Genomic DNA, 23,263 nt, shown 5'->3' with positions numbered 1-23,263 from the left:
AGTTGGCCGGACCGAGCCGCAGCCCGCGGCAAAGTGAACGGAAGGTTTCACCGTGGACAGCACCGAACCGCATGCCTGGCACGCCGAACGTCCGACCGTCGAGGCGGATCCCGCCTACGACTACAGCGAGGACATCCCTGTGGACGAGGAATGGGACGAAGAAGACGACGCCATTGACGAAGAAGAACGGGTCGTGCCGCTCGACGTCGATGAACACCGGGAAGAAGAAGGCGACGAAGAATAGCCCGGTACCCGTGTTCCGGTCTTTTCCGTCACTCCAGGATGAATGACAGGTCCTTGCCCCCGCGGTAACCGCGCGCGGCGACGGCGAGGAGCAGCCTCCGCTCGGCCGGAAACCAGAGGGCGGGCCGTACTGTACGGGCCAGCGCCCGGGTGAGGAGCCGCGGGTCAGCGCACCGCCCGAGTTCGCGCCTGCCGGCCACGAAGAGCAGCACCGATCCGCTGGAAATATCGACACAGGGAATCACCCGCAGCGCCGCCGGGGAGCCTGCGGCTGCGGGCGGTTCGGCGCGCGGTTCATTCCGGTTGTCCGTCTGGGCAGGTGCAAGGTGGGCGGTGGCATCAAGAGGCATTGGCCTTCTCCTGGGGGAGTTGCTCTTGCCTGGCCGGTTGTCTCTGGTCCGGTGCAGGCCGCTTCCTCATCCGAACCACCCGTGAACATGGGGTTGGTGCGTGGCAAGTCGGAGCTTGGCGCCACATCTCTTGAAGCTGGACTTACCTTAGCGCACCCGTCCCGCCTGCGGGACAGGGCAAAGCCGGGAACGACGACGGCGGTGCCACCTGCGCAAGGTGGCACCGCCGTCGTCGTTATCCTGTTAGCCCGCCGGGGACTAGTGGCCCGTGTGGCTGGCCACCGGGTGCGCGTCCAGGGGCAGTTCCTCGGAGACAGCCCCGGCAACCCGGCGCTCCCAGGCTTCGCGGACTTCCGGATCCGTGGGCGGCGTGAGCAGGGAAATCACCACATAGCAGACAAGGGAAGCGCCCAGGCCCCAGTAGATGGGCTCGTTGGCGTAGACGCCGTCCTCGCTCGGGATGGCACCCACCGCGTACATGATCAACAGGCCCAGCGTCAGCACCGAGCCGACTGCCATGGACCAGGCAGCGGCAACCCCGGTGCCGCGCTTCCAGACCAGGCCGCCGAGGATGGCGACCAGCAGGCCGCCCACCAGGATGTCGTAGGCGATGGTCAGGGCCACGACCACGTCCTGCGCCGCCATGGAGATCAGCACGGCCAGGATGCCCAGGCCCAGGACCCAGTAACGGTTGGCCTTGACGTCGTGCTCGGGGTTTTCGGTGTCATCGGTGTGGACGGTCTTGCCGAACCAGCTGGCCACGAACGGAACAACGTCTGCGCGGGCCACGGTCGCGGCGGCGATCAGGGCGCCGGACGCCGTGGACATCATGGCGGCGACGGCTGCGGCCATGACCAGGCCGCCGATTCCGATCGGGAGGATGTGGGTGGCAACTTCCGCGTAGACGACGTCCTTGCCGAGCGCCTTGACGTCGATGTTCGGCAGGGCTACGCGGGCAGCCAGGCCGATGACGGCGCCGGCCAGGCCGTAGAGGATGCAGTAGACACCGGCGGTGGCGCCGCCCCAGCGGGCCACCTTGGGGGTCTTGGCGGTGAAGACGCGCTGCCAGATGTCCTGGCCGATCAGCAGGCCGAGGGTGTAGACGACGAAGTAGGTGATGATCGTCTGCATGCCGATGCCGTCGATCTGGAAGAAGGACTCCTTCACCCGGGAGCGGATGCCGTCCAGGCCGCCGGCCGCGTTCAGGGCGAAGGGCAGCATGAGGAAGAAGATACCCACGGTCTTGATGACGAACTGGACCTGGTCGGCCAAGGTGATGGACCACATGCCGCCGATCGTTGAGTAGACCAGCACGATTGCGCCGCCGACGGCGATGGCGAGCCAGCGCTCCCAGCCGAAGAGGACCACGAAGATGGTGGCGTAGGCGCCGGTGGACGTGGCGCAGAGCATCAGGGTGTAGGCGAGCATGACGATGCCCGAGGTCTGCGTGGCCTGCTGGCCGTACCGCAGGCTGAGCATCTGGGAGACGGTGTAGATTTTCAGGCGCTGGATCGTCCCGGCGAAGAGCAGGCTCAGCAGCAGCACGCCGGTGCCGATCGCGACGACGAGCCACATGCCGGAGATGCCGAACTTGTAGCCGAGGCCCACGCCGCCCACCGTGGAGGCGCCGCCAAGGACCACTGCCGCCATGGTGCCCGTGTAGAGGAACGGGCCCAGGCGGCGGCCGGCCACGAGGAAGTCACTGTTGTTCTTGGTGCGGGACTTGCCCCACCAGCCAAAGGCCAGCATGGCCAGCAGATACACCACCACAATGGCGATGTTGAGGAACGATGAGTCCATTGTCGGCTCCTGGGGATTTTGCAGCGGCCGGGTTCCGTTTCCATGACAGCGCCGGTGTCATTCGGACCATTCCGCGGTGCGGGGTGTTGGGGGAGGAAAGTTTGCCATTTTGCCTAGAGGGCAACACTTGTTGCATGAAAGGATATGTAGTGATCGGCGTAACAGTCAAGGGCGGGTGCACAGGGCAGGGGGCTCCGCGGCCCCGCCGGATACTATGGCCCAAATGACTGGGCCGCACTTTTCGGCCTGAAAGGTTCGTGAATGAAGGCTCTTCCCGTTGAACCCAGCAACGTTCCGCTTGCCATCGGTTCAAGAATCCGCGCCGCCCGCCAATCCCAGCGGCTCACCATCGAGCAGGTGGCAGAAGCCACCGGGCTGACCAAGGGATTCCTCAGCCGCGTGGAACGGGACCTGACCTCGCCGTCGGTGGCGTCCCTGGTGACGCTGTGCCAGGTGTTGTCCGTGTCCATCGGCGATCTTTTCGCGGCACCGGAGACGCACCTGACGCGCCGTGACGACGGGCCGAAGATTTCCTTGGGCGGCGAAGGAATCGTGGAGCGACTCCTCACGGCGCGGTCCGAGCGCCGCCTGCAGATCATCAGGGCCGTGATCGAACCCCGCGGGCGCGGCGAATCGGAGCTCTACGCCGTCGACTGCGATGTGGACGTCCTGCACGTCACCAAGGGCCGTATCCAGCTGATCCTGAGCAACGAAAAGTACGAGCTCGAGGAAGGCGACACCTTGTCCTTCCCCGGCCGCGAGCCGCACACCTGGGTCAACCCCACGGACGAAACCGTCGAGGTGCTCTGGATCCTGGTGCCCGCCGCCAGCCGCTGAGGGTTGGACATGTGAGGCCCGCTCTGCGTCCTTTGACCAGGTCAAAGGACGCAGAGCGGGCCTCACAATGTAGAAAACGCAGCTACCCTACGTGCACCCAGGGCCGGCGCGTGATGTCGGCCTCGGCCTCTCGCAGCACCTCGCGGGTCACGGGAGCGATTTCGCCTTCGCCGAAGAACAGGAACTTGCTGAGGTTGGCAATCGGGTTGCCCTCCGTCCAGCGGAAGTAGATGTGCGGCATGAGGCCGGTGACGTCGCGGATGTGCAGCAGCACGGCAGCCAAGGTGTTGGGCACGTTGTTGCTGTGGACCTCCAGGACCTTGAAGCCGTGGCGGTGCTTGCCCTCCACGAGCAGTTCCTGTTCGAAGTCGGAGCTGTCGTCCACGATCACCTCGATGAACAGCGCATCGCTGTCCTCGGGCAGGTGGTTGGCCTGCTGGGCGTGCTCCAGCTTTTCCCGGTACCGGTCGGCGGCGACCCGCTTCGGTTCGTGGGCGATCAGCCGGATGGGTCCTTCGTCATTGGCCGCCGTGAACTCCAGGGCCTTTTCGTCCATCTTGATGTGGGTGGCGCGCAGTTCGAAGGAGCGCCGGACCCGGGACGCGAAGCTGACAAGCAGGATGCCCAGGATGAACAGTGCGGCGATCCTGATGCCGTCGGGTCGCTCCACCACGTTGGCCACCGTGGTGTAGCTGAACACCAGTGCCACGGCCCCGAAGGCCAGGGTCTTGACGCGCTGCTTCCGGCGTTTGGCCGAGAGCGTCACGGCGATGGACGCGGAGGTCATCAGTACCAGCACGCCGGTAGCGTAGGCCCCGCCCTGGGCTTCAACATTCGCCTCGAAGATCACCGTGATCAGGAACCCGACGGCGGTGAACACCAGGACCAGGGGGCGGACGGCCTTGGTCCACGAGGGGGCCATGCCGAAGCGCGGGAGGTAGCGAGGCACGAGGTTCAGCAGCCCGGCCATGGCGGACGCGCCGGCGAACCAGAGGATCGCGATGGTGCTGATGTCGTAGATGGTGCCGAAGCCGTCGCCCAGGTACTGGTGCGCCAGGAACGCCAGGGCGCGGCCGTTGGCCTTGCCGCCCGGTTCGAATTCGGCCGCCGGGATCAGGAAGGTGGTGATGAAGCTGGAAGCCACCAGGAAGGCACTCATGATGAGGGCCGCCGTCGTGAGCAAGCGGTGGGTGCCGCGGATGCGGCCGGCGGGACGCTCCTCGGTGTCGTCAGGTGCCCCCTTGATCTGGGGCATGACGGCGACGCCGGTCTCGAAGCCTGAGAGGCCGAGGGCGAGTTTCGGGAACACCAGCAGGGCGATGCCGATCATCACGAGCGGGTTGCCGTGCTGCTGGTTGAGGGCGGCCCACCAGTCGGTGACGACGTGGGCTTCGGTGGCCACGTGGAACAGGCCCACCAGCACCACCACGGCATTGAGCACCAGGTATACGCCCACCAGCACCACAGCCACGTTGATGGCTTCCTTGAACCCGCGCAGGAACACGATCCCAAGCGCAGCGATCAGTGCAAGGGTGATGGCGATTTCCTGGCCGTGCATCCAATCGGGCGCGAAGGGATTCTCCACCGCGTGGGCGCTCGCGTCGGCAGCGGAGAGGGTCATGGTGATCATGAAGTCCGTAGCAGCGAAGCCGAGCAATGCCAGGACAAACAGCTTGCCGCCCCAGCGGGGGAGGAGCTTCTCCAGCATGGCGATGGAACCTTCACCGCGCGGGCTTTCGGAGGCGACGCGGCGGTATACGGGCAGCGCGCCCAGCAGCGTCACGATCACCAGCACGATCGTGGCCAGCGGGGACACGATGCCGGCCGCGAGCGCGGCGATGGCCGGCTGGTAGCCGAGGGTCGAGAAATAGTCGACGCCGGTGAGGCACATGACTTTCCACCAGGACTGCGGCTTGTGCTCGCTCTCGCCCCTGCCGTGCTGCCGGGACCGGCCGCCGGCGTCGGGCATGCCTTCGAGGAGCCAATGTTTGAAGCCCCCGCTGGGCTTGCGCGGGCTGGAAGGGTCTGCCGGGGGCCTCGTCAGGGTGGTCACAGTGTCCTTTCACGCAGCCGGGAAGCTGCTCCAGAAAGGAGCGTAAGGCGGCGCCCCGGTCCGAAAGCCGGTCTTTACGGAATCCTTACGCCGGGTGTGAGCGGCGTCTCTTCGCTCAGAAAGACGGGCGTCACAGGAATTTTTCAAGTCGATGTAATTTTCGGATCCCAGCAGGAAACCCTATGGGTGACGGGGCATGCGAAATGCTCTTACGCGCCCCGCGCATCAACCAGGAAATCAACCAGGAAACACGTCCACGATTGGGGAACACCATGAACTCTGCAGCGTTTGGGAAGACCTTCGCGACGGCGGCACTCGCCATCGCCCTGGGCGCCACCGCCGCCTGTGCGCCGTCTCCGGCGGCCGGCCCTTCCGGCCGCGCCACCGGCCCCGCACTCAGCCTTGCATCCACCACGACGGGCAACGCCGAGGCTGGGCAGAAACTGAAGGCAAAGAAGGTGAAGACCTTCACCTTCCCGGATGGCCACATCTCCTTCCAGCACCCGGCAGGCTGGTCCGTCACCACCGCGGAATGCCCCACCGTTCCGGGTGGCCCGGCCGCATGCGTGGAGGCGACTATCCGCAGCAAAGGCAAGGCGGTGGCCGTCATGGTCAGCGGCTTCTACGGCGACGGCGCGTCCGGCCCGGTGGACCGGACCGTCTTCGACGCTGCCGCCGTGCCGGGCCTGGTGGCCTTCGACGGGGCGCCGACGTTCGGATTCTTCAAGGACAGCTACGGCGACGTCAACGATCAGTACTTCATGGACCTCCGCCGGGCCGATGAACTCGTCTCCGGCAGCACCGGCAGCGGCAGTGGGCAACTGGTGTTGCCCAATGGCGTAGGCATCTTCCGCGTCTACATCGATTCCCCCGGTTTCGCCTCCGATACGGCGGCCAAGGCCTGGATGGGAACGCCCGAGTATGCGCAGCTGAAGGCCCTGCTGATGAGCGTCAGCTACAAGTAGCGGCACGCCGCAGTTACCCGACTACAGCCCGACGGCGGCCGGTCACCCCAGGTGCCCGGCCGCCGTCGCGCTGTGTTCCGGGCAGGCGTAAATGTGTAAACAGGTGATGCATATTAGGAAACTTTGTGTGTATGATGGCTGTCACAAACTGACTCGATCTCGAAGGAGAGAGGCCGCTGTGGAAGAGCTCCGCATCGAAGCCAACGGAAACCTTGGCCCCATTGATTCATCCCGCATCCCGCGCTACGCCGGTGCCGCCACCTACGCGCGCCTCCCGCGACTGGACCAGGTTGCCAAGGCCGGCGTCACCGTGGTGGGCGTGCCGTTCGACTCCGGCGTTTCCTACCGCCCGGGTGCCCGCTTCGGCGCGAACCACATCCGTGAAGCCAGCCGCCTCCTGCGCCCCTACAACCCGGCCTGGGACGTCAGCCCCTTCGAGAACGTCCAGGTGGCCGATGCCGGCGACATGGCCGTCAACCCCTTCAACATCAACGAAGCCATCGAGACCATCCAGCAGAACGCGCTGGACCTGACGGCCAACGGCAGCAAGCTCGTGACCCTCGGCGGTGACCACACGATCGCCCTGCCCCTGCTGCGTGCGGCCGCGGAACGTGCCGGCGAACCGGTCGCCATGCTGCACTTCGATGCCCACTTGGACACCTGGGACACCTACTTCGGCGCCGAATACACCCACGGCACACCGTTCCGCCGCGCCGTCGAGGAAGGCATCCTGGACACCGAGGCCATCAGCCACGTCGGTACCCGCGGCCCGCTCTACGGCAAGAAGGACCTCGACGACGACCACCGCTTCGGCTTCGGCATCGTCACCTCCGCCGACGTTTACTACCAGGGCGTGCTGGAAACGGTCGAGAAGATCCGCGACCGCATCGGCAGCCGCCCGCTCTACATCTCCGTGGACATCGACGTCCTGGACCCGGCCCACGCACCGGGCACGGGCACGCCGGAAGCCGGCGGCATCACCAGCCGCGAACTGCTTGAGATCATCCGCGGCTTCCGCGGTATGAACCTTGTGGGCGCCGACGTCGTGGAAGTTGCCCCCGCCTACGACCACGCCGAGATCACCGGCGTCGCCGCCAGCCACGTGGCCTACGAGCTCGTCACCCTCCTGGCTGACAACGCCGTCGAGGGCAACCGCCACGGTACCGTGAACGGCTACGCCGCCCAGGCCCTCGGCGGCCAGGCGGTACGCGGCCAGGCGCTGGGCGCCCGATGAACGGCGTCGATTCGGCGACGGCGGCCGCTGTCGCGCCGGAGCCGGCCACCGCTGACACAGCAGCACAGCGCAACGGCGGGGACCTCGTCGTCGAAACCCTTGAGGCACTCGGCGCGAAGACGGTCTTCGGCATTCCCGGCCAGCACGCCCTGGGCCTGTTCGACGCGATGGGCCGCGGGAACCTGCAGTTCGTGTCCTCGCGCGTCGAGAACAACTCGGCCTTCGCCGCGGACGGCTACTCCCGCGCCACCGGCGAGGTGGGCGTGCTGTTCCTGTCCACCGGCCCGGGCGCGCTGACGTCGCTGGCCGGCCTGCAGGAAGCCTATGCGACGGGTGTGCCGATGGTGGTCGTGGCCAGCCAGATCCCGCTGGAGGGCCTGGGCGCACGCCGCAAGGGCATGCTGCACCAGCTCGACGACCAGAAGGCCTCCGCGGCCAACGTCACCAAGAGCCAGCGCCTCATCCAGCACGCCTCCGGCATTCCCTCGGCCATCCAGGACGCCTGGACCGAAGCGATCTCCTCGCCGCAGGGGCCGGTGTGGATCGAGATTCCGCAGAACGTGCTGCTCGATCCGATCATGGTGCCTCCGGTGGAAGACGCCCTGGCCGAAGCCGCGGACAATCCGCCGCGCGTGGAGCTGGTCCGGGAAGCCGTGAAGTGGCTCGCGACGGCGGAACGCCCGGCGATCATCGCCGGCGGCGGAACCCGGCGTGGTCGGGCCGAGAAGTCCCTGCTATCGATCGCCGAGCAGTTGCGTGCCCCGGTGATCTGCACCCCGGGCGGCAACGGCGCGTTCCCCTGGAACCACGAGCTGTCGCTGCAGTCCTGGATCGAGGACCGGTACATGACCGACCTCCTTGAGGACGCGGACGTGCTGGTCGTCATCGGCTCCTCGCTGGGTGAGGTCACGTCCAACTACTTCACCTTCGAGCCGCGCGGCCGGATCATCCAGATCGACGCCGAACCCCGGGTGCTCGAATCCAACCGTCCCGGCCTGGGCATCCGTGCCGACGCCGGGCAGGCCCTCGCAGCCCTGGACGAGGCGTTGTCGACGGCACTGTCTGCTGGCGCACTGTCCGCCGGCGAACTGTCCGCCGGCGGGGCAGCCGGTGCCGCGGTCCGCAGCTGGCACGGTGCCAGCCCGGAGGAAACGGTCAAGGAAGCCCTGGCGAAGGTCAAGGCCCGCCTCGAATCGCAGGACCTGGCCAAGGAACTGAAGTTCATGGCTGACATCCGCGAGGCCGTTCCGGACGGCATGCAGACCTTCTGGGACATGACCATCTCCGCGTACTGGGGCTGGAGCTGCTGGGATTCCCGGCAGGGCCAGTTCCACTCCGCGCAGGGCGCCGGCGGCCTCGGCTATGGCTTCCCGGCTGCGATCGGCGGGGCCGTGGGCCTGGAAACCACGGGCAAGCCGGCCCGGGTGCTCGCGGTTTCCGGCGACGGCTCCTCGATGTACTCGATCTCGGAGCTCGCCACGGCCAAGCAGCACAACATCCCGGTGACCTGGCTGATCGTGGACGACGGCGGCTACGGCATCCTGCGCGAATACATGGTGGGCGCCTTCGGCAAGGCCACGGCCACCGAACTGGCACGGCCCGACTTCGTGAAGCTTGCCGAATCCTTCGGCGTCCCGGCCCGCCGGGTGGCACCGGAAAACGTGGGGAACGCCCTCAAGGAGGGATTCGCCGCAGACGGACCGAACGTCGTCGTGGTTGAAACCCTGCTGAAGATGTTCGCCCCGACCCACCTGGACTGAACCCCTTCCCCTCCTTCCTTTAGCGCGAACGAACACTTGAGGCCCCATATTCTGCGGATTTGGGGCCTCAAGTGTTCGTTCGCGCTTGTCGTTTAAGTGATCCCCCTCCCAGTTAGTTTCCCAAAGCAACCTTTTATGTTTATAGTTGCTTTAGGCAAACAATTGAGGTGATCCACATGTCCGTCGCTTCCGGCACTGCGACCGAGCTCGTCCACCAGATCTTCGATCTTCAACGCGTGCTCCGGTGCATCGTCAGCAGCAACGTGGCGCGCGATTCCATGGTCGGCTTCGCCCTCCAGGGGGTCCTGCGCTTCATCGGGGAAGGGGAGTCGCGGGCCACGAACCTTGCGGCCCGGCTCGGTGTCAGCCCGCCGGTCCTCAGCCGGCACATCGCCGAACTCGAAGACCTCGGCCTGGTGGTCCGGCGTCCGGATCCCGCGGACGGCCGCGCGCAGCTGGTGGCCCTCTCCGAGGAAGGCATGGCACAGGTGCGCGAGTTCGAAGAGCACCGCAGCGCCAGGCTCCGCGGCTACCTCGCCGAATGGAGCGAGGAGGACGCGCTCGAAGCGGGGCGCGTCATCGAGAAGCTGACGGACTCACTCAACCGGTCGATCCGGGACCAACATTCCATCCGGGCAAAGGCGGCCGGACCTTCCACACTGAACCACACCACAGAGGAGGCAACGAGCCTTGGCAAAGCAAACGCTTGAGAGCCCGACGGCGGCCCGCACTACCGGGGAAAAGGCACCAGCAGCGGGCGGTCCTGCGCCGGCAGCGGCGGCGCCGATGACCCACCGCCAGATCATGGAGGCCCTGACCGGCCTGCTGGCGGCATTCTTCACCGCGATCCTGAGCAGCACCATCGTGGCGAACGCGCTGCCCACCATCATGTCCGAACTGCACGGCACGCAGACGGACTTCGCATGGGTCATCACGGCTGCGCTGCTGGCCAACGCGGCCACCACGCCCATCTGGGGCAAGCTCGCCGACCTCTTCGACAAGAAGCTCCTGGTCCAGCTGAGCATCATCATCTTTGTGGCCGGTTCCGTGCTGGCAGGCTTCTCCCAGACCATCCCGCTGCTGCTGGCCGCCCGCGTGGTCCAGGGCGTGGCGCTCGGCGGCCTCACGGCACTGGCCCAGGCCATCATCGGCACCATGATCCCGCCGCGCGACCGCGGCAAGTACTCCGGCTACATGGGCGCCGTCATGGCGGTGGGAACCGCGGGCGGTCCGTTGCTCGGCGGCTTCATCGTGGACAGCCCGCTCGGCTGGCGCTGGACCTTCTTCGTCTGCGTGCCGCTCGCCGTCGTCGCGCTCATCCTGCTCCAGGTCACCCTGAAGATCCAGCACATCAAGCGCCCGGCCAAGATCGACTGGCTCGGTTCAATCCTGCTGACCGCGGGCGTGAGCCTGCTGCTGATCTGGGTTTCCTTCGCCGGAAACCCCGACTACTACGACTGGATCTCCTGGCAGTCCGCTGCCATGGTGGGCGGCGGCGTGCTGCTCCTGGCCCTGCTGGTGGTGGTGGAATCCAAGGTCTCCCAGCCGATCATCCCGCTCAAGATCATCCGCGAACGCACCACCGCGCTGGCCATCCTTGCCTCCGTGGCAGTGGGCGTGGCGATGTTCAGCTCCTCCACCTTCCTGGGCCAGTACTTCCAGGTGGCCCGCGGCGCCACGCCCACCGAGGCCGGTCTGCTGACCCTGCCGATGATCGCCGGCAACCTGGTGGGCTCGGTGGTGTCCGGGCAGCTGATCAGCCGTTTCGGAAAGTGGAAGGGCTTCCTGGTGGGCGGTTCCGTGCTGCTGATCGGCGGCCTCGCGCTCGCCGGCACCATTGACCACACCACCGAACTCTGGATCACGTCCATCTACACGGCCGTATTCGGCCTGGGCCTGGGCCTGCTGATGCAGAACCTCGTGCTCGCGGTCCAGAACACGGTCCGGGCCAAGGACATCGGCTCGGCCAGCGCGTCCGTGGCGTTCTTCCGTTCCGTGGGCGGCGCCATCGGTGTTTCGGTGCTTGGCGCCGTCATGAGCAATCACGTCAAGGACCTCGCCACTGAAGGCCTCGCAGCCGCGCACATTCCGGTATCCGGTGGTTCGGACGGCGCCAGCATGGACCTCGTGGACCTGCCCGCGCCGATCCGCGATATCATGCGCGCGGCCTATGGCGACGCCACCGCCCTGATTTTCCTGATTGCCGCGGCAATTTCCGTGGTCGCATTCCTTGCAGTGCTGTTTATCAAGGAAGTCCCGCTGCGCCGGACCGTTGATGCGGCGCCGGAAAAGGAATTGCTGGCAAATGCCAGCGCCGAAGCGGGAATGTCCCTGGAAACGTCCACGGTGGAGGCTCCGGAAGTGTTCGACGGCGGCAGCCCGGTGAGCTTGTCCGGGGAACCGGCCGAGGACCTTGACCTTGAATTCGCCCGCATCCTCACTGGTGTTGGCCCTGCTCCCGCCAAACGCCCCGGTCGCCTTGAAGGCACGGAACTTACGGAGCGGCCCGGGCAGGATCCCCGGACCGAGTCTGCTCTCCAGCAGGTCCATGAGCAGCTGGCTCACACCCAGAAGCTTCTCGCCGAACAGCTGGCGGGCCTCAGCCAGGCACAGCGCGAACTGCAGAAGGGGCTCGCCGAGCAGCGTGCCACCGCGGAGGAACAGGCCAGGACGGCCGCCGAACTGGCGGTGCTGCGCAAGGAACTCAAGCGGGAACGCCGCCGTCTTGAGGGAGCGGCCCTGCTCCTGGTGTCCGGCGACGCGGCAGCCCAGGCCAAGTCCGCCAGGGAACAGGGACGGCACGCCGGCTGACGGCTTTCCACCCCGGCCGTCGGCCGGAACTGAACCATATGGAGCATCCCTGCGGCGTCCGGTACGCCGCAGGGATGATCTTTGCCCGGAGTTGTTTCGCCGAGGCAACAGATTTCGTACAGTTGGAAGGCTAATACTGTCAGCGCCTGCTGCTACTAATCTCCTTACTCATTCGCGTACCTCTATTTAAGGATCCGTGGGCATGCTTCTCACCCTGATACGGCGCTACTCCAAGCCGTATTTGCCGCAAATTCTGGCCGTCATCATATTCCAGCTGGCGTCCACCATTGCGACCCTGTACCTCCCCAGCCTCAACGCCAAAATCATTGACGAGGGAGTTTCCAAGGGCGACACCGGCTACATCTGGCAGACCGGCGCTTTGATGCTTGCCGTCGCCTTCGGCCAGGTCATCACCGCGGTTGCCGGCGTGTACTTCGGCTCGCGCGTGGCCATGTCCATGGGGCGGGACCTGCGCCGCGAGGTATTCCGCAAGGTCAGCAGCTTCTCCGCCAAGGACGTCAACACTTTCGGCGCCCCCACCCTGATCACCCGCGGCACCAACGACGTCCAGCAGGTCCAGATGCTCATGCTCATGGGCCTGAACTTCATGGTCTCCACGCCCATCATGTGCGTGGGAGGCATCATCATGGCGCTGCAGGAAGACCTCAGTCTGTCCTGGCTGGTGTGGGTCTCCGTGCCGGTCCTGGTGGCAGTGGTTGGCTACCTTGTGGTTCGCCTGATGCCGCTCTTCCGTTCCATGCAGAAGAAGATCGACGCCATCAACGGCGTGCTCCGCGAACAGATCATCGGCATCCGCGTGGTCCGGGCCTTCGTCCGCGAACCCTACGAGGTGAAGCGCTTCGGTGCCGCCAACAAGGACCTCACCGAAGTCTCGGTGAAGATCGGCAACCTCTTCGTCCTGATGTTCCCCGCGATCGGCATGATCCTGCACCTGTCCACGGCCGCCGTGCTGTGGTTCGGCGGTCAACGGGTGGACTCCGGGGACATGGAGGTCGGCGCACTCACAGCCTTCCTGCAGTACCTCCTGCAGATCCTCATCGCCGTCATGATGGGCACCTTCATGGCCATGATGATCCCGCGCGCCTCGGTGTGTGCGGACCGCATCGGCGAGGTCCTCGACGTCGAACCCTCCATCCATAACCCGGACGCCCCGGTCGCCCCTGCGGAGAAGAAGGGCCGCGTGGAATTCCGCGACGTCACCTTCAAGTACCCCGGCGCCGAGGAGCCCGTGCTGAGCAACATCTCCTTCTCAGCCGAACCCGGCCAGACCCTCGCGATCATCGGCTCCACGGGTTCCGGCAAGACCACCCTGGTGTCCCTGCTGCCGCGGCTGTACGACGTCGCCTCCGGTGATGTCCTGCTCGACGGCGTTCCCGTCACCGAGCTGGACAGGGACGAAATCACCAGCCGTGTGGCCACGGTCCCGCAGAAGCCCTACCTGTTCTCCGGCACCATCGAGCACAACCTGCGCTTCGGCAAGACCGAGGCCACCGAAGACGAGCTTTGGGACGCGCTGGAAACCGCGCAGGCCAAGGACTTCGTCGAGGAAAAGAGCTCCGGGCTGAACCGGCGGATCGCCCAGGGCGGCACCAACGTGTCCGGCGGGCAGCGCCAGCGCCTGTGCATCGCCCGCGCCCTGGTCACCCAGCCCAAGGTGTACCTCTTTGACGACTCGTTCTCCGCCCTGGACGTTGCCACGGATGCCCGGCTCCGGCGGGCACTCAAGGAGAAGACCCGGGACGCCACGGTGATCATCGTCGCCCAGCGCGTCTCCACCATCGCCGACGCGGACCAGATCCTGGTCCTGGACAACGGCAGGATCGTTGACCGCGGCACCCACGAGGAACTCCTGGAAACCTCACCCACCTACCAGGAAATCGTCGAATCCCAGCTGAGCGCGGAGGAAGTGGCATGAGCGGGCAGAACCAGCAGAAACGCGGCTGGGCCGCGAAGGCCGAAGCCGCCAAGGCAGCCCGCGAGGCCGCCGACAAAACTGCAGTGGCCGCCGTCGCGGATGACGACTTCGAGGAAGAGGAGTACACGCCCGGCGAAGCCGATGGCGGCATGTTCGGCAACTTGCCGGCAAAGAAAGCCAAGGCCTTCGGCCCGTCGGCCAAGCGGCTCATGGGGCTGCTCAAGCCCGAATCCACCGGGGTGATCTTCGTGATCGGCCTCGTGGTGGTTTCCGTGGTGCTCAACGTCATCGCCCCGAAGGTGCTCGGCAGCGCCATGGACGTCATCTTCGGGGGCGTCATGGGCAAGCAGTTGCCGCCCGGCGTCAGCCAAGAGGCCTTCGCCGAAGGGCTTCGCCAGGCGGGCCAGAACAACTTCGCGGACATGGTCTCCAAGATGGAACTGACCAACGGCATCAACTTCTCGAAGCTGACGTTCCTGATCTCGATCGTGCTCCTGATGTACTTCGTGGCCAACATCTTCCTGTGGGCCCAGGGCTTCGTCCTGAACCGGATCGTCATGAAGGTCATCAACCGCCTCCGCAACGACGTCCAGGCCAAGCTCAACCGCTTGCCGCTGAACTACTTCGACACCCGGCAGCGCGGCGACATCCTCTCCCGCGTGACCAACGACGTCGACAACGTCCAGCAGGGCCTGCAGCAGGCCTTCGCCCAGTTGGTCAGCTCGGTGCTCACGGTGCTCGGCATCGTGGTCATGATGTTCATCGTCTCGTGGGAACTGGCGCTCATCGCGCTGATCGCCCTGCCCCTTTCGGGCATCGTGGCCGGTGTCATCGGCTCCCGCAGCCAGAAGCTGTTCGCTGCGCAGTGGAAGAACACCGGCGCGCTCAACGGGCAGATCGAGGAATCCTTCTCCGGCCACGAGCTGGTCAAGGTCTTCGGCCGGGATGCGGACATGCTGGAGCGCTTCGACGAACGCAACGAGGCCCTCTACAAGGCGTCCTTCGGTGCCCAGTTCGTGTCCGGCATCATCTTCCCGGCCATGAACTTCGTCTCCTACCTCGCCTATGTGGGCATCGCCGTGGTGGGCGGCCTACGCGTAGCCTCCGGTTCCATGAGCCTGGGCGACGCGACGGCGTTCATCCAGTACTCCCGTGAGTTCACCCAGCCGCTCGGCCAGATCGCCGGCATGGCCAACATGCTGCAGTCCGGTGTCGCCTCAGCCGAGCGCGTCTTCGAGTTCCTGGACGCGGACGAGCAGGTTCCGGAAGATGCCGCCAAGCACCTGCCGGCGCGCACGGACGGCCATGTGGAGTTCGAGAACGTGTCCTTCAGCTACGTGGCGGACAAGCCGCTCATCGAGGACCTGTCCTTCAGCGCCGAGCCGGGGCACACGGTGGCGATTGTCGGGCCCACCGGTGCCGGCAAGACCACCCTGGTGAACCTGGTGATGCGCTTCTACGAACTCAACTCCGGCCGGATCACCCTGGACGGTGTGGACATCAAGGAGCTGGGCCGCTCCGAGCTGCGCTCCAAGGTGGGCATGGTGCTGCAGGATGCCTGGCTGTTCGGCGGAACCATCTACGACAACATCAAGTACGGCAACCTGGACGCCACGGACGAACAGATCATGGAGGCGGCCAAGGCTACATATGTGGACCGCTTCGTGCGGGCGCTCCCGGACGGCTACCAGACCGTCATCGACGAAGAGGGCACGAACGTCAGTGCCGGTGAGAAGCAGCTCATCACCATCGCCCGGGCATTCGTCTCCGATCCTTCGCTGCTGATCCTGGACGAGGCCACCAGTTCCGTGGACACCCGCACCGAACTGCTGCTGCAAAAGGCCATGGCAGCCCTGCGCACGGACCGTACCAGCTTCGTGATCGCCCACCGGCTCTCCACCATCCGCGATGCGGACACGATCCTGGTGATGGAGAACGGCAGCATCGTGGAACAGGGCCGGCACAGCGAGCTGCTGGCCATGCAGGGTGCGTACTACCGCCTGTACATGTCCCAGTTCGCCGGTGAAGATGCCGGGGAAGCCGCGGTGGATGACACGACGGCGGTGCACAGCTGAACGCCCCGGCCACCCAGCCGGCAGCCTCCACTGAGCCCCGGCGCATCACGGTCACCGTGCCGATGCGCTGGGGCGACATGGACGCGTACGGCCACATCAACAACGTCCAGATTGTCCGGATGCTCGAAGAAGCCCGCATCGCGGCTTTCGGGCCACCACGGGGCGCCGGACTGCCCGGCGTCGAGCCGCCGGTGGCGATCTTCAACGACGTCGAGGACGGCACCATGACCCTCGTGGTGGAACACAAGGTCCGCTACGTCCGCACCCTCGACTACCGCAACATCCCCGCGGACGTCGAGATCTGGGTGGGTGCCGTCAAGGGGGCGAGCTTCGACCTGCATTACCTCATCAAGGATCCCGTCACTGGTGAGGAATGCGTGAAGGCCAGCACCCACCTGGCTTTTGTGGATGAAGCAACGGGCCGGGTTCGCCGGCTCACCCCGGAACAAAAGGAACGCCTGGGCCCGTACCGGGCCTGACGCTTCCACTCCGAATCCCGCAGCGCCCTGGGCGCCCGCATGGCCGTAGAGTTTCAGCATGAAACTCGAGATTGCCGTGGTGGGCGTGCAGGGCGCTGTTGTCGCAGCTGTCGAAGGAGCGGACCGGATCGAGCTGTGCAGTGCCTTGGAGCTCGGCGGGCTGACCCCCAGCCAGGGCCTCATGGAATCCTGCCTCGAAGCCGCGGCGTCCGTCGCGGACGGCGTGGCTGGCGCGGCCTTGGAAATCCACCCGCTGATCCGCTGCCGGCCGGGCGATTTCCGCTACTCCGAGGATGAACTGGCCACCATGGTCAAGGAGATCCATGCGCTCCTGGGCCAGGGCGCCCACGGCGTGGTGCTCGGGGCGCTTGATGCCCGGAACGAGCTGGACGTGGACGCCGTCCGCCGCCTTGCCGACGAGGCCAGGGAAGCAAACCCGGACGCCGAACTGGTCTTCCACCGCGCAGTGGACGAGACGCCGGACCCGGCCGCCGCCGTCGGGCAGCTCGTGGAACTCGGCTTCACCCGCGTCCTCAGCTCCGGGGGCGCCGCGACCGCGGGTGCGGGCCTGCCGGTGTTGTCGCGGATGGTGCAAAGCGCCGAGGGGCGGCTTCAGGTGATGGCCGGCGGCGGTTTGGCCATCGCGGACATCCCGGAGATGCGGCGGGCCGGCCTGGACGCCGTCCACCTGTCCGCCAAGCGGATTGTATCTGCGCAGGGAGCCGGCAGCGCCGGTGGTGGCCCGGCGTCGTACATGGTCACCGACCGGGAGATTGTGGCCGCCGCCAAGGCCGCCGTCGGTGCCGGGTAGCAGCGCCGCCGGATAGCCCAGGCCGCCCGGCGCTACGGGAAGTCGACGGGGGCGAACTCCAGGCTCATGAACACGCTGTTTGGGTCCGGGACGTAGTCGGCGAACGGCGGGCACTCGGTGAAACCATGGCGCAGGTAGAGCCGGCGCGCGGCGGCGAAGTAGTCCTCCGTGCCGGTTTCGAGGTACAGCCGCCGCAGTCCCCGGCCGCGCCCTTCGACCACGATGGCGGCCAGCAGCAGGCCCGCCACCCCGCGGCCCCGTGCGGCGGCTGTGGTGCGCATCGACTTCAGCTCGCCTTCCTTGGCGCCACCCGCCGCAGCGGGAAGTTCCTTCAACGCGCCGCAGGCCAGGAGCGTCCCGTTCTCGCGGGCGGTCCAGAAGCTGATCTCCGGCCGGGACAGGGCGGCGTGGTCCAGGGCGTGCACGCTTTCGGCAGGGGAGTTGGCGTGCATGTCTGCGAGGTGCTCCTCCAGCAGCAGGCGGACATCCTCCCGCAGGGGATCGTCGAGGTCGATGTCGATCATGGCGCACAATCTACCCGGCGCAGATGTCCGGCTTGTAAAACGTCCGCCCATGTCAATGCGCGGGCGGGGGAAATCCCAGTGAGTACGGTTCGCAATGCTTCTTTACAGGTCCGTTCGCGCCGTCAATGATTGAAGGATTCACCACCGACGGTGACACCCCTCCGGAAGCCTCCCAGGAGCCCCAGTGACGCCCCTGCGCCAAACGACTGAACACCGACCGACAGAGCACCCGCCCACACAGCACCCACCAGCACAGCATCCTGAACTTCCCTGCGGCATCGGGGAATGGGACAAACTTCTCTACGGCAACCATCGCTTCGTGGTGGAGGTCCCGCCGACGCCCGAGTCGGATGCACCCGCGTTCCGGGTGGTCCTGCCCTGGCGGCGGCAGGATCCTCAGCCCGATGCGGTGGACATCATCGTGGTCTCCGGCAGCAGCGGCCGGCGGGTGCGCAATGTGCTGATCCAAGAATGCACCCGGGAATCCGGCGAACTCGTGTTCGAGGCGCTGGGCGGTCCCGGCAGCTACTTCGTCTACTACCTGCCCTACGCCATGCTCGGTGCTGCCCACTATCCGCAGGCCCGGTACCTGCCGCGGCGGCCGACGGCGGCACCCGGGTGGGCGGCCGCCGTTGGTCAGTCGCCCTGGCATGAGGACACCCCGCAGCTGCCGGAGGCGACGGTCCTGCGCTACGAAGCCGAGAGCGAGCGCGATTCCTTCGCCCCAATGAACTTCACGGCCACCGAGCGCGAGCTGCAGGAACTGTACGCCAGGCACGACGGCGAGGCGTTCCTGCTGTTTCCCGAGGACAGGCTGAATCCGGTGTCCATGCGGGACCGGCTGCCCGCCCACTGGGCCATCAACGGACCCGCCGGCAGCTTCCGCGCCACCGCCGAGCCCGGCGAAGACTACGTGGTGCAGCTGGGACTGCACGCCATGCAAGACCTCGCGGAGGTGACAGTCCGGGTGGACGGGCCCGACGGCGGCCGCTGCCTGAACACTGAGGGCACCGACCGCCTCGGCCGGCCCCTGGCCAAGCGGCTGTCCGTGGCGGCCGGGTCGGTCCAGGCGCTCTACGTGGTGCTGCCCGTTCCCCGGCACGCGGCGGGAAGCACGTCCACCGCAGCCATCACGGTTGCCGCTGAGGGCGCCGATGCCGCGCAGGGCGTCGACCCGAAGACCGTCACGGTCACCTTGGACGTGTTGCCGCTGGAAACCGCCGATCCGGACATCCTGGCCGGCGGCTTCGGCGATCCGCGGTACCTGCGGCGGCTCGCTTGGCTGGATTCGACCCTCGCCCAGGACCACGGGCTTGTGGCGCCCTTCACCGCCATCACCCTCGACGCCGGGAACCGCACCCTCGGCATCCTCGGCCGGACCCTGCGGCTGACTCCGTCCGGGCTGCCGGAGCAACTGAGCTCCACCTTCACGCCGGCCATGACCGGGACCGACGGGCCCGCCGTCGAACTCTTCGCTGCAGCCATGGAACTGGCCGTCACGGCCGCGCCGCACCGCGGATGGGACTTCACGCCCCTGGACTTCACCGTCCACGGTCCGGGCAAGGTGTCCTGGAGCAGCCGCTGGCGCAGTATCGGGACAGGACTGACCCTGGAGCTCCGCGGAGAGCTGGAAGCGGACGGCGCGTGCAGCTTTACGGTCCGGCTGCGGAACGGGGACGGCCTGCCGCTGATGCTCGACGACGTCGGCCTGGCCGCGGAGTTCGTCGAGACGGCGGTGCCGCTCGCCATGGGCCTCGGCGTCCCGGGCGGCCGGCGCCCGGACACCCTTGACTGGAGCTGGGACGTTGCCGGCAGGAACCAGGACGCCCTGTGGCTCGGCGGGGTGAATGCCGGTGTCCAGCTGTCGTGGCGCGACGCCGGCTACGAACGACCCCTCAACACCAACTTCTACCGGGAAAAGCCGCTCCGCGAACCTGTTTCCTGGGCCAACCGGGTGGACGGGGAGGTCCGTGGCGGCGTCAGCCTGCGCCCGGGGTCCCGCGCCGGCACGGCGTCCGGTTCCAGCACCGTGTCCGGTTCCAACACGGTGCGGCTGACCGCCTTCAGCGGCGCGCGGACCCTGGCGCCGGGGGACAGCCTCGATTTCGACTTCCGGCTGCTCTTCACCCCGTTCAAGCCCATCGACCCCGGAAAGCACTTTTCCCGCAGGTACTTCCACGCCCCTGCGGACCCTCGGGAGATCGCGGAATGCGGGGCCACTGTGATCAACGTCCACCACGCCACCGCCCCGGCTCCGTACATCAACGATCCTTTGCTGAGCGCCGGCACCCTCGCCGGATACGTCCGTGAGGCGCACGCCCAGGGACTGCGGGCCAAGGTCTACAACACGGTGCGGGAACTGACGTTCCACAGCCCGGAGCTGCTGCCGCTGATGTCCCTGGGGCACGAGGTCTTCAGCGACGGGCCGGGGCAGGGCCACCCCTGGCTCCAAGAACATGTCGGCGGCGAACATGTCGGCGGCGGATACGTGTCCGCCTGGTTCGCCCCCGACGTCGAAGATATCGCGGTGGTGACCACCGGCGAGTCCCGCTGGGAGAACTTCTACGTCCGCAGCTTGGCCGAACTGGCGAAGGCCACGGACGTGGACGGCATCTACCTGGACGATATCGCCTACGACCGGCACACCATGCTGCGGGTGCGCAAGGTCCTCGAACGCCACTGCCCGGCCCCCGGACCCGAGATCGACCTGCATTCGGCCAACCAGTTCACGGCCAAGGACGGCTACGCCTCCTCCGCGAACCTCTACATGGAACACCTGCCTTACGTTGACCGGCTTTGGTTCGGTGAGTATTTCGATTACGACGACACCTCGCCGGACTACTGGCTCGTTGAGCTCTCGGGAATTCCGTTCGGGCACATGGGCGAGATGCTCGAAGACGGCGGCAACCCCTGGCGCGGCATGGTGTTCGGCATGACCGGACGCGCGCCCGCCGTCGACAACCGCTCCCTGTGGCAGTTCTGGCAGGACCATGGCCTGGAACGCAAGCAGATGACCGGGTTCTGGGATCCGGGCGCGCCCGTCCGCACCAGCCATCCAGGGGTCCTTGCCACCACGTGGTCCGGCGACGGCGGCATGGTGGTGGCGCTCGCATCCTGGGCCGAGGAGACTGTGGACGTGACCCTGCAGTTTAGTGGGGCGCAGTTTCGGGAAGCGCGCGAGTTCGGTGGAGCGCGGGAGTCCGGCAGAACGCACGACGGCGGCCCGGCAGGCGCCGTGCGCCTCGTCGCTCCCGCGATCGCGGGCTTCCAAGCGGCCGCCGAATACGCGCCCGGCCAAACCATCCGCATCGCCCCGCGGCGCGGGCTCCTGCTCACGATCGGAGACGCACATGACTGACCCGGCAATCCCGACATCCATCACCGCGGGCACCATCACGCTCGAGGTGGCAGACTTCGGCGCGGAGAGCCCGCTGCCGCCGGTCGCGGCCGGAATCCACACGCCCTACCGGGTGGGCATCGGGGTGCCGGAGGAGCTGAAGGCCAGGGCTGCCTACGGCTACCCGCCGAACATCTACCCCTACACCATCCAGGACGGCTACTCGCGGGAGCGGCAGGCGCGCGAGCTGCCCGCCGTCGTGCTGGAAAACCGGCACCTCAGGGCCACCGTTCTGCCTGGCCTCGGCGGCCGGATCTGGGAACTGCTGGACAAGGAGAGCGGCAAGCAGCTCCTGCACAGTCCCCGCACCATCCAGTTCGCCAACTTCGCGCTGCGCAACGCCTGGTTCGCCGGCGGGCTCGAATGGAACATCGGCACCCGCGGCCACACCCCTACCTCCTGCATTCCCTGGCACACCGCCCTGCTGACGGCACCGGACGGCCAGCAGCTCCTGCGGATGTGGGAGTTCGAGAGGCTTCGCGGCGTGGTGGTGCAGGTGGACCTCTGGCTCCCGGCAGACTCCCGCGTGCTGTTCTCCGCCGTCAGGCTCCGTAACCCGGACCCGCACGAGGTACCCATGTACTGGTGGAGCAACGCCGCCGTCCCGGAGACCCCGGACACCCGGGTGATCGCACCAGCCCGCACGGCCTTCGGCAGTGACTACGAGACCGACATCCGGCGCGTCACGCCCACCGACCACGAAGGCGCGGACGCCACCTGGCCCGCGCGCAACGCCCACGCCGCGGACTACTTTTTCGACATCCCCGAAGGCCACCGCCACTGGATCGCCGCGGTGGACGCCGACGGCGACGGGTTGGCCATGCTGTCCACCTCCCGGTTGCGCGGCAAGAAACTGTTCGTCTGGGGACAGGGGGACGGCGGGCACAATTGGCAGGAATGGCTCAGCCCACGTACCGAAGCGGGGGAGCCCGGAGCAGGCTACGCGGAGATCCAGGCTGGGCTGGCGCAGACCCAGTTCGAGCACGTGCCCATGCCCGGCGGCGCCGAATGGAGCTGGGTGGAAGCCTACGGAAACGCCGGGCTCGACCCCGCTGTGGCGCATGGTGACTGGGACGCTGCGGTGGAGCACGCCCAGTCCCGGCTCGCCGGGCTCGCGGACCAGCAGGCGCTGGACGAGGCGCTTGCCTTCGCCGCGTCCGTGGCTGACACGGCTCCGCCGGAGATGCTGTTGGCCGGCACCGGCTGGGGCGCCCTCGAAGAAGAGCTCCGCCGTGCCTCGGGCGTTGCGCCGCTGGACAGCGGCGGCACACCCTTCGCGGCGGACACCATCGGCGCGGAACAGGCACCCTGGCTCGAGCTGCTCCGGCATGGAGGTCCCGACGCCGGCGGCCCCCTCGCGTTTCCCGGTTCCGGAAGCTTCGTGGCCGGGCCGGCGTGGGAACGGCTGCTCGAAGGAGCAAACGGAGCCGAAGCCCGCTTCCACGAAGCCACCCTGAAACACGCCCGCCAGGATCTCGGGCCCGCGGAAAAGCTGTACGTCCAGGCACTGGTCCTGGACCACGGGCACGCACTGGCCCACCGTGGCCTTGGCCTGCTCCTGTTGGCCACGGGCCGCGTCGACCAGGGCCTTGCCGAGCTGCGCACGGCCTGCGCCGCAGACCCGGCGGGCGGGAAGCTGTTGGCCGAAGCCATGACCCTGCACCTGGCCCACGGGGAGCCCCGCGCCGCGCTCTTGCTGGCGGAACAGGCGCCCGAGGAGGCCACCGCCGTCGGGCGCAACCGCTTCCTGGCCGCCCGGGCCATGGCGGGGAGCGGCAGGACGGAGGAAGCCGCCGCGATCCTTCGGGCCGGGGTGGAAATCCCGGACCTGCTCGAAGGCGACAACGCGATCTCCGATCTCTGGCGCGAGGTGTGCCCGGAGGAACCCGTCCCCGCGAAGTACCGCTTCAGCATGCACTGACAGTCTGAGCTGCGCGAACGTACAGTTGGGGCCCTGCTTTCCGCGGATTCGGGGCCCCAACTGTACG

The 23,263-nt window shown here is 67.1% G+C and carries 17 protein-coding genes and 1 riboswitch; of the genes, 13 read left to right on the top strand and 4 right to left on the bottom strand.

All coding sequences use genetic code 11. The features are described 5' to 3' along the window. Window positions 1-52 precede the first annotated feature (52 nt). A complete protein-coding gene (locus tag ACNQPB_RS12715) occupies window positions 53-244 on the top strand; it encodes a hypothetical protein (RefSeq protein ID WP_498752177.1) in 192 nt (63 codons plus the stop codon). A 28-nt stretch (window positions 245-272) separates the two neighbouring features. On the opposite strand, the gene ACNQPB_RS12710 is transcribed toward ACNQPB_RS12715, so the two are convergent. Together ACNQPB_RS12710 and ACNQPB_RS12705 are read right to left on the bottom strand one after the other, a co-directional pair. Then, window positions 273-593 (bottom strand): hypothetical protein, encoded by a 321-nt coding sequence (locus ACNQPB_RS12710; RefSeq protein WP_498752176.1) that lies wholly within the window; start codon window positions 591-593, stop codon window positions 273-275. Window positions 594-609: 16 nt separating this feature from the next. Next, window positions 610-729: riboswitch (SAM riboswitch) on the bottom strand. Window positions 730-851: 122 nt separating this feature from the next. After that, window positions 852-2,393: a sodium:solute symporter family protein gene (locus ACNQPB_RS12705; protein ID WP_498752174.1), complete on the bottom strand. Its 1,542-nt coding sequence runs from the start codon at window positions 2,391-2,393 to the stop codon at window positions 852-854. Between the two features lie 261 nt (window positions 2,394-2,654). On the opposite strand from ACNQPB_RS12705, the gene ACNQPB_RS12700 reads away from it, so the two are divergent. Next, window positions 2,655-3,230, top strand: coding sequence for a helix-turn-helix domain-containing protein (locus ACNQPB_RS12700; RefSeq protein WP_498752172.1), 576 nt, complete (start codon window positions 2,655-2,657; stop codon window positions 3,228-3,230). Window positions 3,231-3,312: 82 nt separating this feature from the next. Here ACNQPB_RS12700 and ACNQPB_RS12695 read toward each other — a convergent pair whose 3' ends face one another. After that, the gene (locus ACNQPB_RS12695; protein WP_498752170.1) at window positions 3,313-5,283 is read right to left on the bottom strand and encodes an amino acid permease; all 1,971 of its coding nucleotides are present in this window, start codon (window positions 5,281-5,283) and stop codon (window positions 3,313-3,315) included. 272 nt (window positions 5,284-5,555) lie between these two features. Here ACNQPB_RS12695 and ACNQPB_RS12690 point away from each other — a divergent pair, with 272 nt between their 5' ends. The 9 genes from ACNQPB_RS12690 to ACNQPB_RS12650 all read left to right on the top strand — a co-directional run bounded on the left by ACNQPB_RS12690 (window position 5,556) and on the right by ACNQPB_RS12650 (window position 17,354). Then, window positions 5,556-6,248, top strand: coding sequence for a hypothetical protein (locus ACNQPB_RS12690; protein ID WP_498752168.1), 693 nt, complete (start codon window positions 5,556-5,558; stop codon window positions 6,246-6,248). Window positions 6,249-6,426: 178 nt separating this feature from the next. Beyond that, the gene (speB, locus tag ACNQPB_RS12685) at window positions 6,427-7,482 is read left to right on the top strand and encodes an agmatinase (RefSeq protein WP_498752166.1); all 1,056 of its coding nucleotides are present in this window, start codon (window positions 6,427-6,429) and stop codon (window positions 7,480-7,482) included. After that, entirely contained in the window at window positions 7,479-9,242 is a 1,764-nt protein-coding gene (locus ACNQPB_RS12680) for a thiamine pyrophosphate-binding protein (protein ID WP_498752164.1), read from the top strand. The genes speB and ACNQPB_RS12680 overlap by 4 nt, the downstream gene beginning before the upstream one ends. A 176-nt stretch (window positions 9,243-9,418) precedes the next feature. After that, window positions 9,419-9,952, top strand: coding sequence for a MarR family winged helix-turn-helix transcriptional regulator (locus ACNQPB_RS12675; protein ID WP_498752163.1), 534 nt, complete (start codon window positions 9,419-9,421; stop codon window positions 9,950-9,952). A gap of 76 nt (window positions 9,953-10,028) precedes the next feature. Beyond that, window positions 10,029-12,053, top strand: coding sequence for an MDR family MFS transporter (locus ACNQPB_RS12670; RefSeq protein ID WP_498752220.1), 2,025 nt, complete (start codon window positions 10,029-10,031; stop codon window positions 12,051-12,053). Window positions 12,054-12,255: 202 nt separating this feature from the next. Then, a complete protein-coding gene (locus tag ACNQPB_RS12665; protein ID WP_498752161.1) occupies window positions 12,256-13,989 on the top strand; it encodes an ABC transporter ATP-binding protein in 1,734 nt (577 codons plus the stop codon). After that, complete coding sequence (locus ACNQPB_RS12660; protein WP_498752159.1) at window positions 13,986-16,064, top strand: ABC transporter ATP-binding protein; 2,079 nt, start codon at window positions 13,986-13,988, stop codon at window positions 16,062-16,064. Before ACNQPB_RS12665 ends, ACNQPB_RS12660 begins: the two co-directional genes overlap by 4 nt. 62 nt (window positions 16,065-16,126) lie before the next feature. Continuing rightward, complete coding sequence (locus ACNQPB_RS12655; RefSeq protein WP_498752218.1) at window positions 16,127-16,543, top strand: acyl-CoA thioesterase; 417 nt, start codon at window positions 16,127-16,129, stop codon at window positions 16,541-16,543. Between the two features lie 58 nt (window positions 16,544-16,601). Beyond that, window positions 16,602-17,354: a copper homeostasis protein CutC gene (locus ACNQPB_RS12650; RefSeq protein ID WP_498752157.1), complete on the top strand. Its 753-nt coding sequence runs from the start codon at window positions 16,602-16,604 to the stop codon at window positions 17,352-17,354. Between the two features lie 32 nt (window positions 17,355-17,386). Here the strand turns inward: ACNQPB_RS12650 and ACNQPB_RS12645 are convergent, their stop codons facing one another. After that, window positions 17,387-17,878 carry a GNAT family N-acetyltransferase gene (locus ACNQPB_RS12645; protein ID WP_498752155.1) on the bottom strand — a complete coding sequence of 164 codons (492 nt, stop codon included), beginning with the start codon at window positions 17,876-17,878 and terminating at the stop codon, window positions 17,387-17,389. A gap of 184 nt (window positions 17,879-18,062) precedes the next feature. On the opposite strand from ACNQPB_RS12645, the gene ACNQPB_RS12640 reads away from it, so the two are divergent. Continuing rightward, window positions 18,063-21,236: a glycoside hydrolase domain-containing protein gene (locus ACNQPB_RS12640; RefSeq protein ID WP_498752153.1), complete on the top strand. Its 3,174-nt coding sequence runs from the start codon at window positions 18,063-18,065 to the stop codon at window positions 21,234-21,236. Then, the gene (locus ACNQPB_RS12635; RefSeq protein WP_498752151.1) at window positions 21,229-23,196 is read left to right on the top strand and encodes a DUF5107 domain-containing protein; all 1,968 of its coding nucleotides are present in this window, start codon (window positions 21,229-21,231) and stop codon (window positions 23,194-23,196) included. The genes ACNQPB_RS12640 and ACNQPB_RS12635 overlap by 8 nt, the downstream gene beginning before the upstream one ends. The last annotated feature ends 67 nt before the right edge of the window (window positions 23,197-23,263 follow it).

This window comes from Curtobacterium sp. LFS079 (genome assembly GCF_047977865.1).
Lineage (GTDB): Bacteria > Actinomycetota > Actinomycetes > Actinomycetales > Micrococcaceae > Arthrobacter.
The sequence above is the reverse complement of the archived record's forward strand: the minus strand, read 5'-3'. Positions and strand labels throughout refer to the sequence as shown.

Bases quoted from the DNA above. Each gene is read 5' to 3' on its own strand.
- ACNQPB_RS12710 (WP_498752176.1), bottom strand. From the start codon at position 593: ATGCCTCTTGATGCCACCGCCCACCTTGCACCTGCCCAGACGGACAAC.
- ACNQPB_RS12705 (WP_498752174.1), bottom strand. From the start codon at position 2,393: ATGGACTCATCGTTCCTCAACATCGCCATTGTGGTGGTGTATCTGCTG.
- ACNQPB_RS12700 (WP_498752172.1), top strand. From the start codon at position 2,655: ATGAAGGCTCTTCCCGTTGAACCCAGCAACGTTCCGCTTGCCATCGGT.
- ACNQPB_RS12690 (WP_498752168.1), top strand. From the start codon at position 5,556: ATGAACTCTGCAGCGTTTGGGAAGACCTTCGCGACGGCGGCACTCGCC.
- ACNQPB_RS12680 (WP_498752164.1), top strand. From the start codon at position 7,479: ATGAACGGCGTCGATTCGGCGACGGCGGCCGCTGTCGCGCCGGAGCCG.
- ACNQPB_RS12675 (WP_498752163.1), top strand. From the start codon at position 9,419: ATGTCCGTCGCTTCCGGCACTGCGACCGAGCTCGTCCACCAGATCTTC.
- ACNQPB_RS12670 (WP_498752220.1), top strand. From the start codon at position 10,029: ATGACCCACCGCCAGATCATGGAGGCCCTGACCGGCCTGCTGGCGGCA.
- ACNQPB_RS12665 (WP_498752161.1), top strand. From the start codon at position 12,256: ATGCTTCTCACCCTGATACGGCGCTACTCCAAGCCGTATTTGCCGCAA.
- ACNQPB_RS12660 (WP_498752159.1), top strand. From the start codon at position 13,986: ATGAGCGGGCAGAACCAGCAGAAACGCGGCTGGGCCGCGAAGGCCGAA.
- ACNQPB_RS12655 (WP_498752218.1), top strand. From the start codon at position 16,127: ATGCGCTGGGGCGACATGGACGCGTACGGCCACATCAACAACGTCCAG.
- ACNQPB_RS12650 (WP_498752157.1), top strand. From the start codon at position 16,602: ATGAAACTCGAGATTGCCGTGGTGGGCGTGCAGGGCGCTGTTGTCGCA.
- ACNQPB_RS12645 (WP_498752155.1), bottom strand. From the start codon at position 17,878: ATGATCGACATCGACCTCGACGATCCCCTGCGGGAGGATGTCCGCCTG.
- ACNQPB_RS12635 (WP_498752151.1), top strand. From the start codon at position 21,229: ATGACTGACCCGGCAATCCCGACATCCATCACCGCGGGCACCATCACG.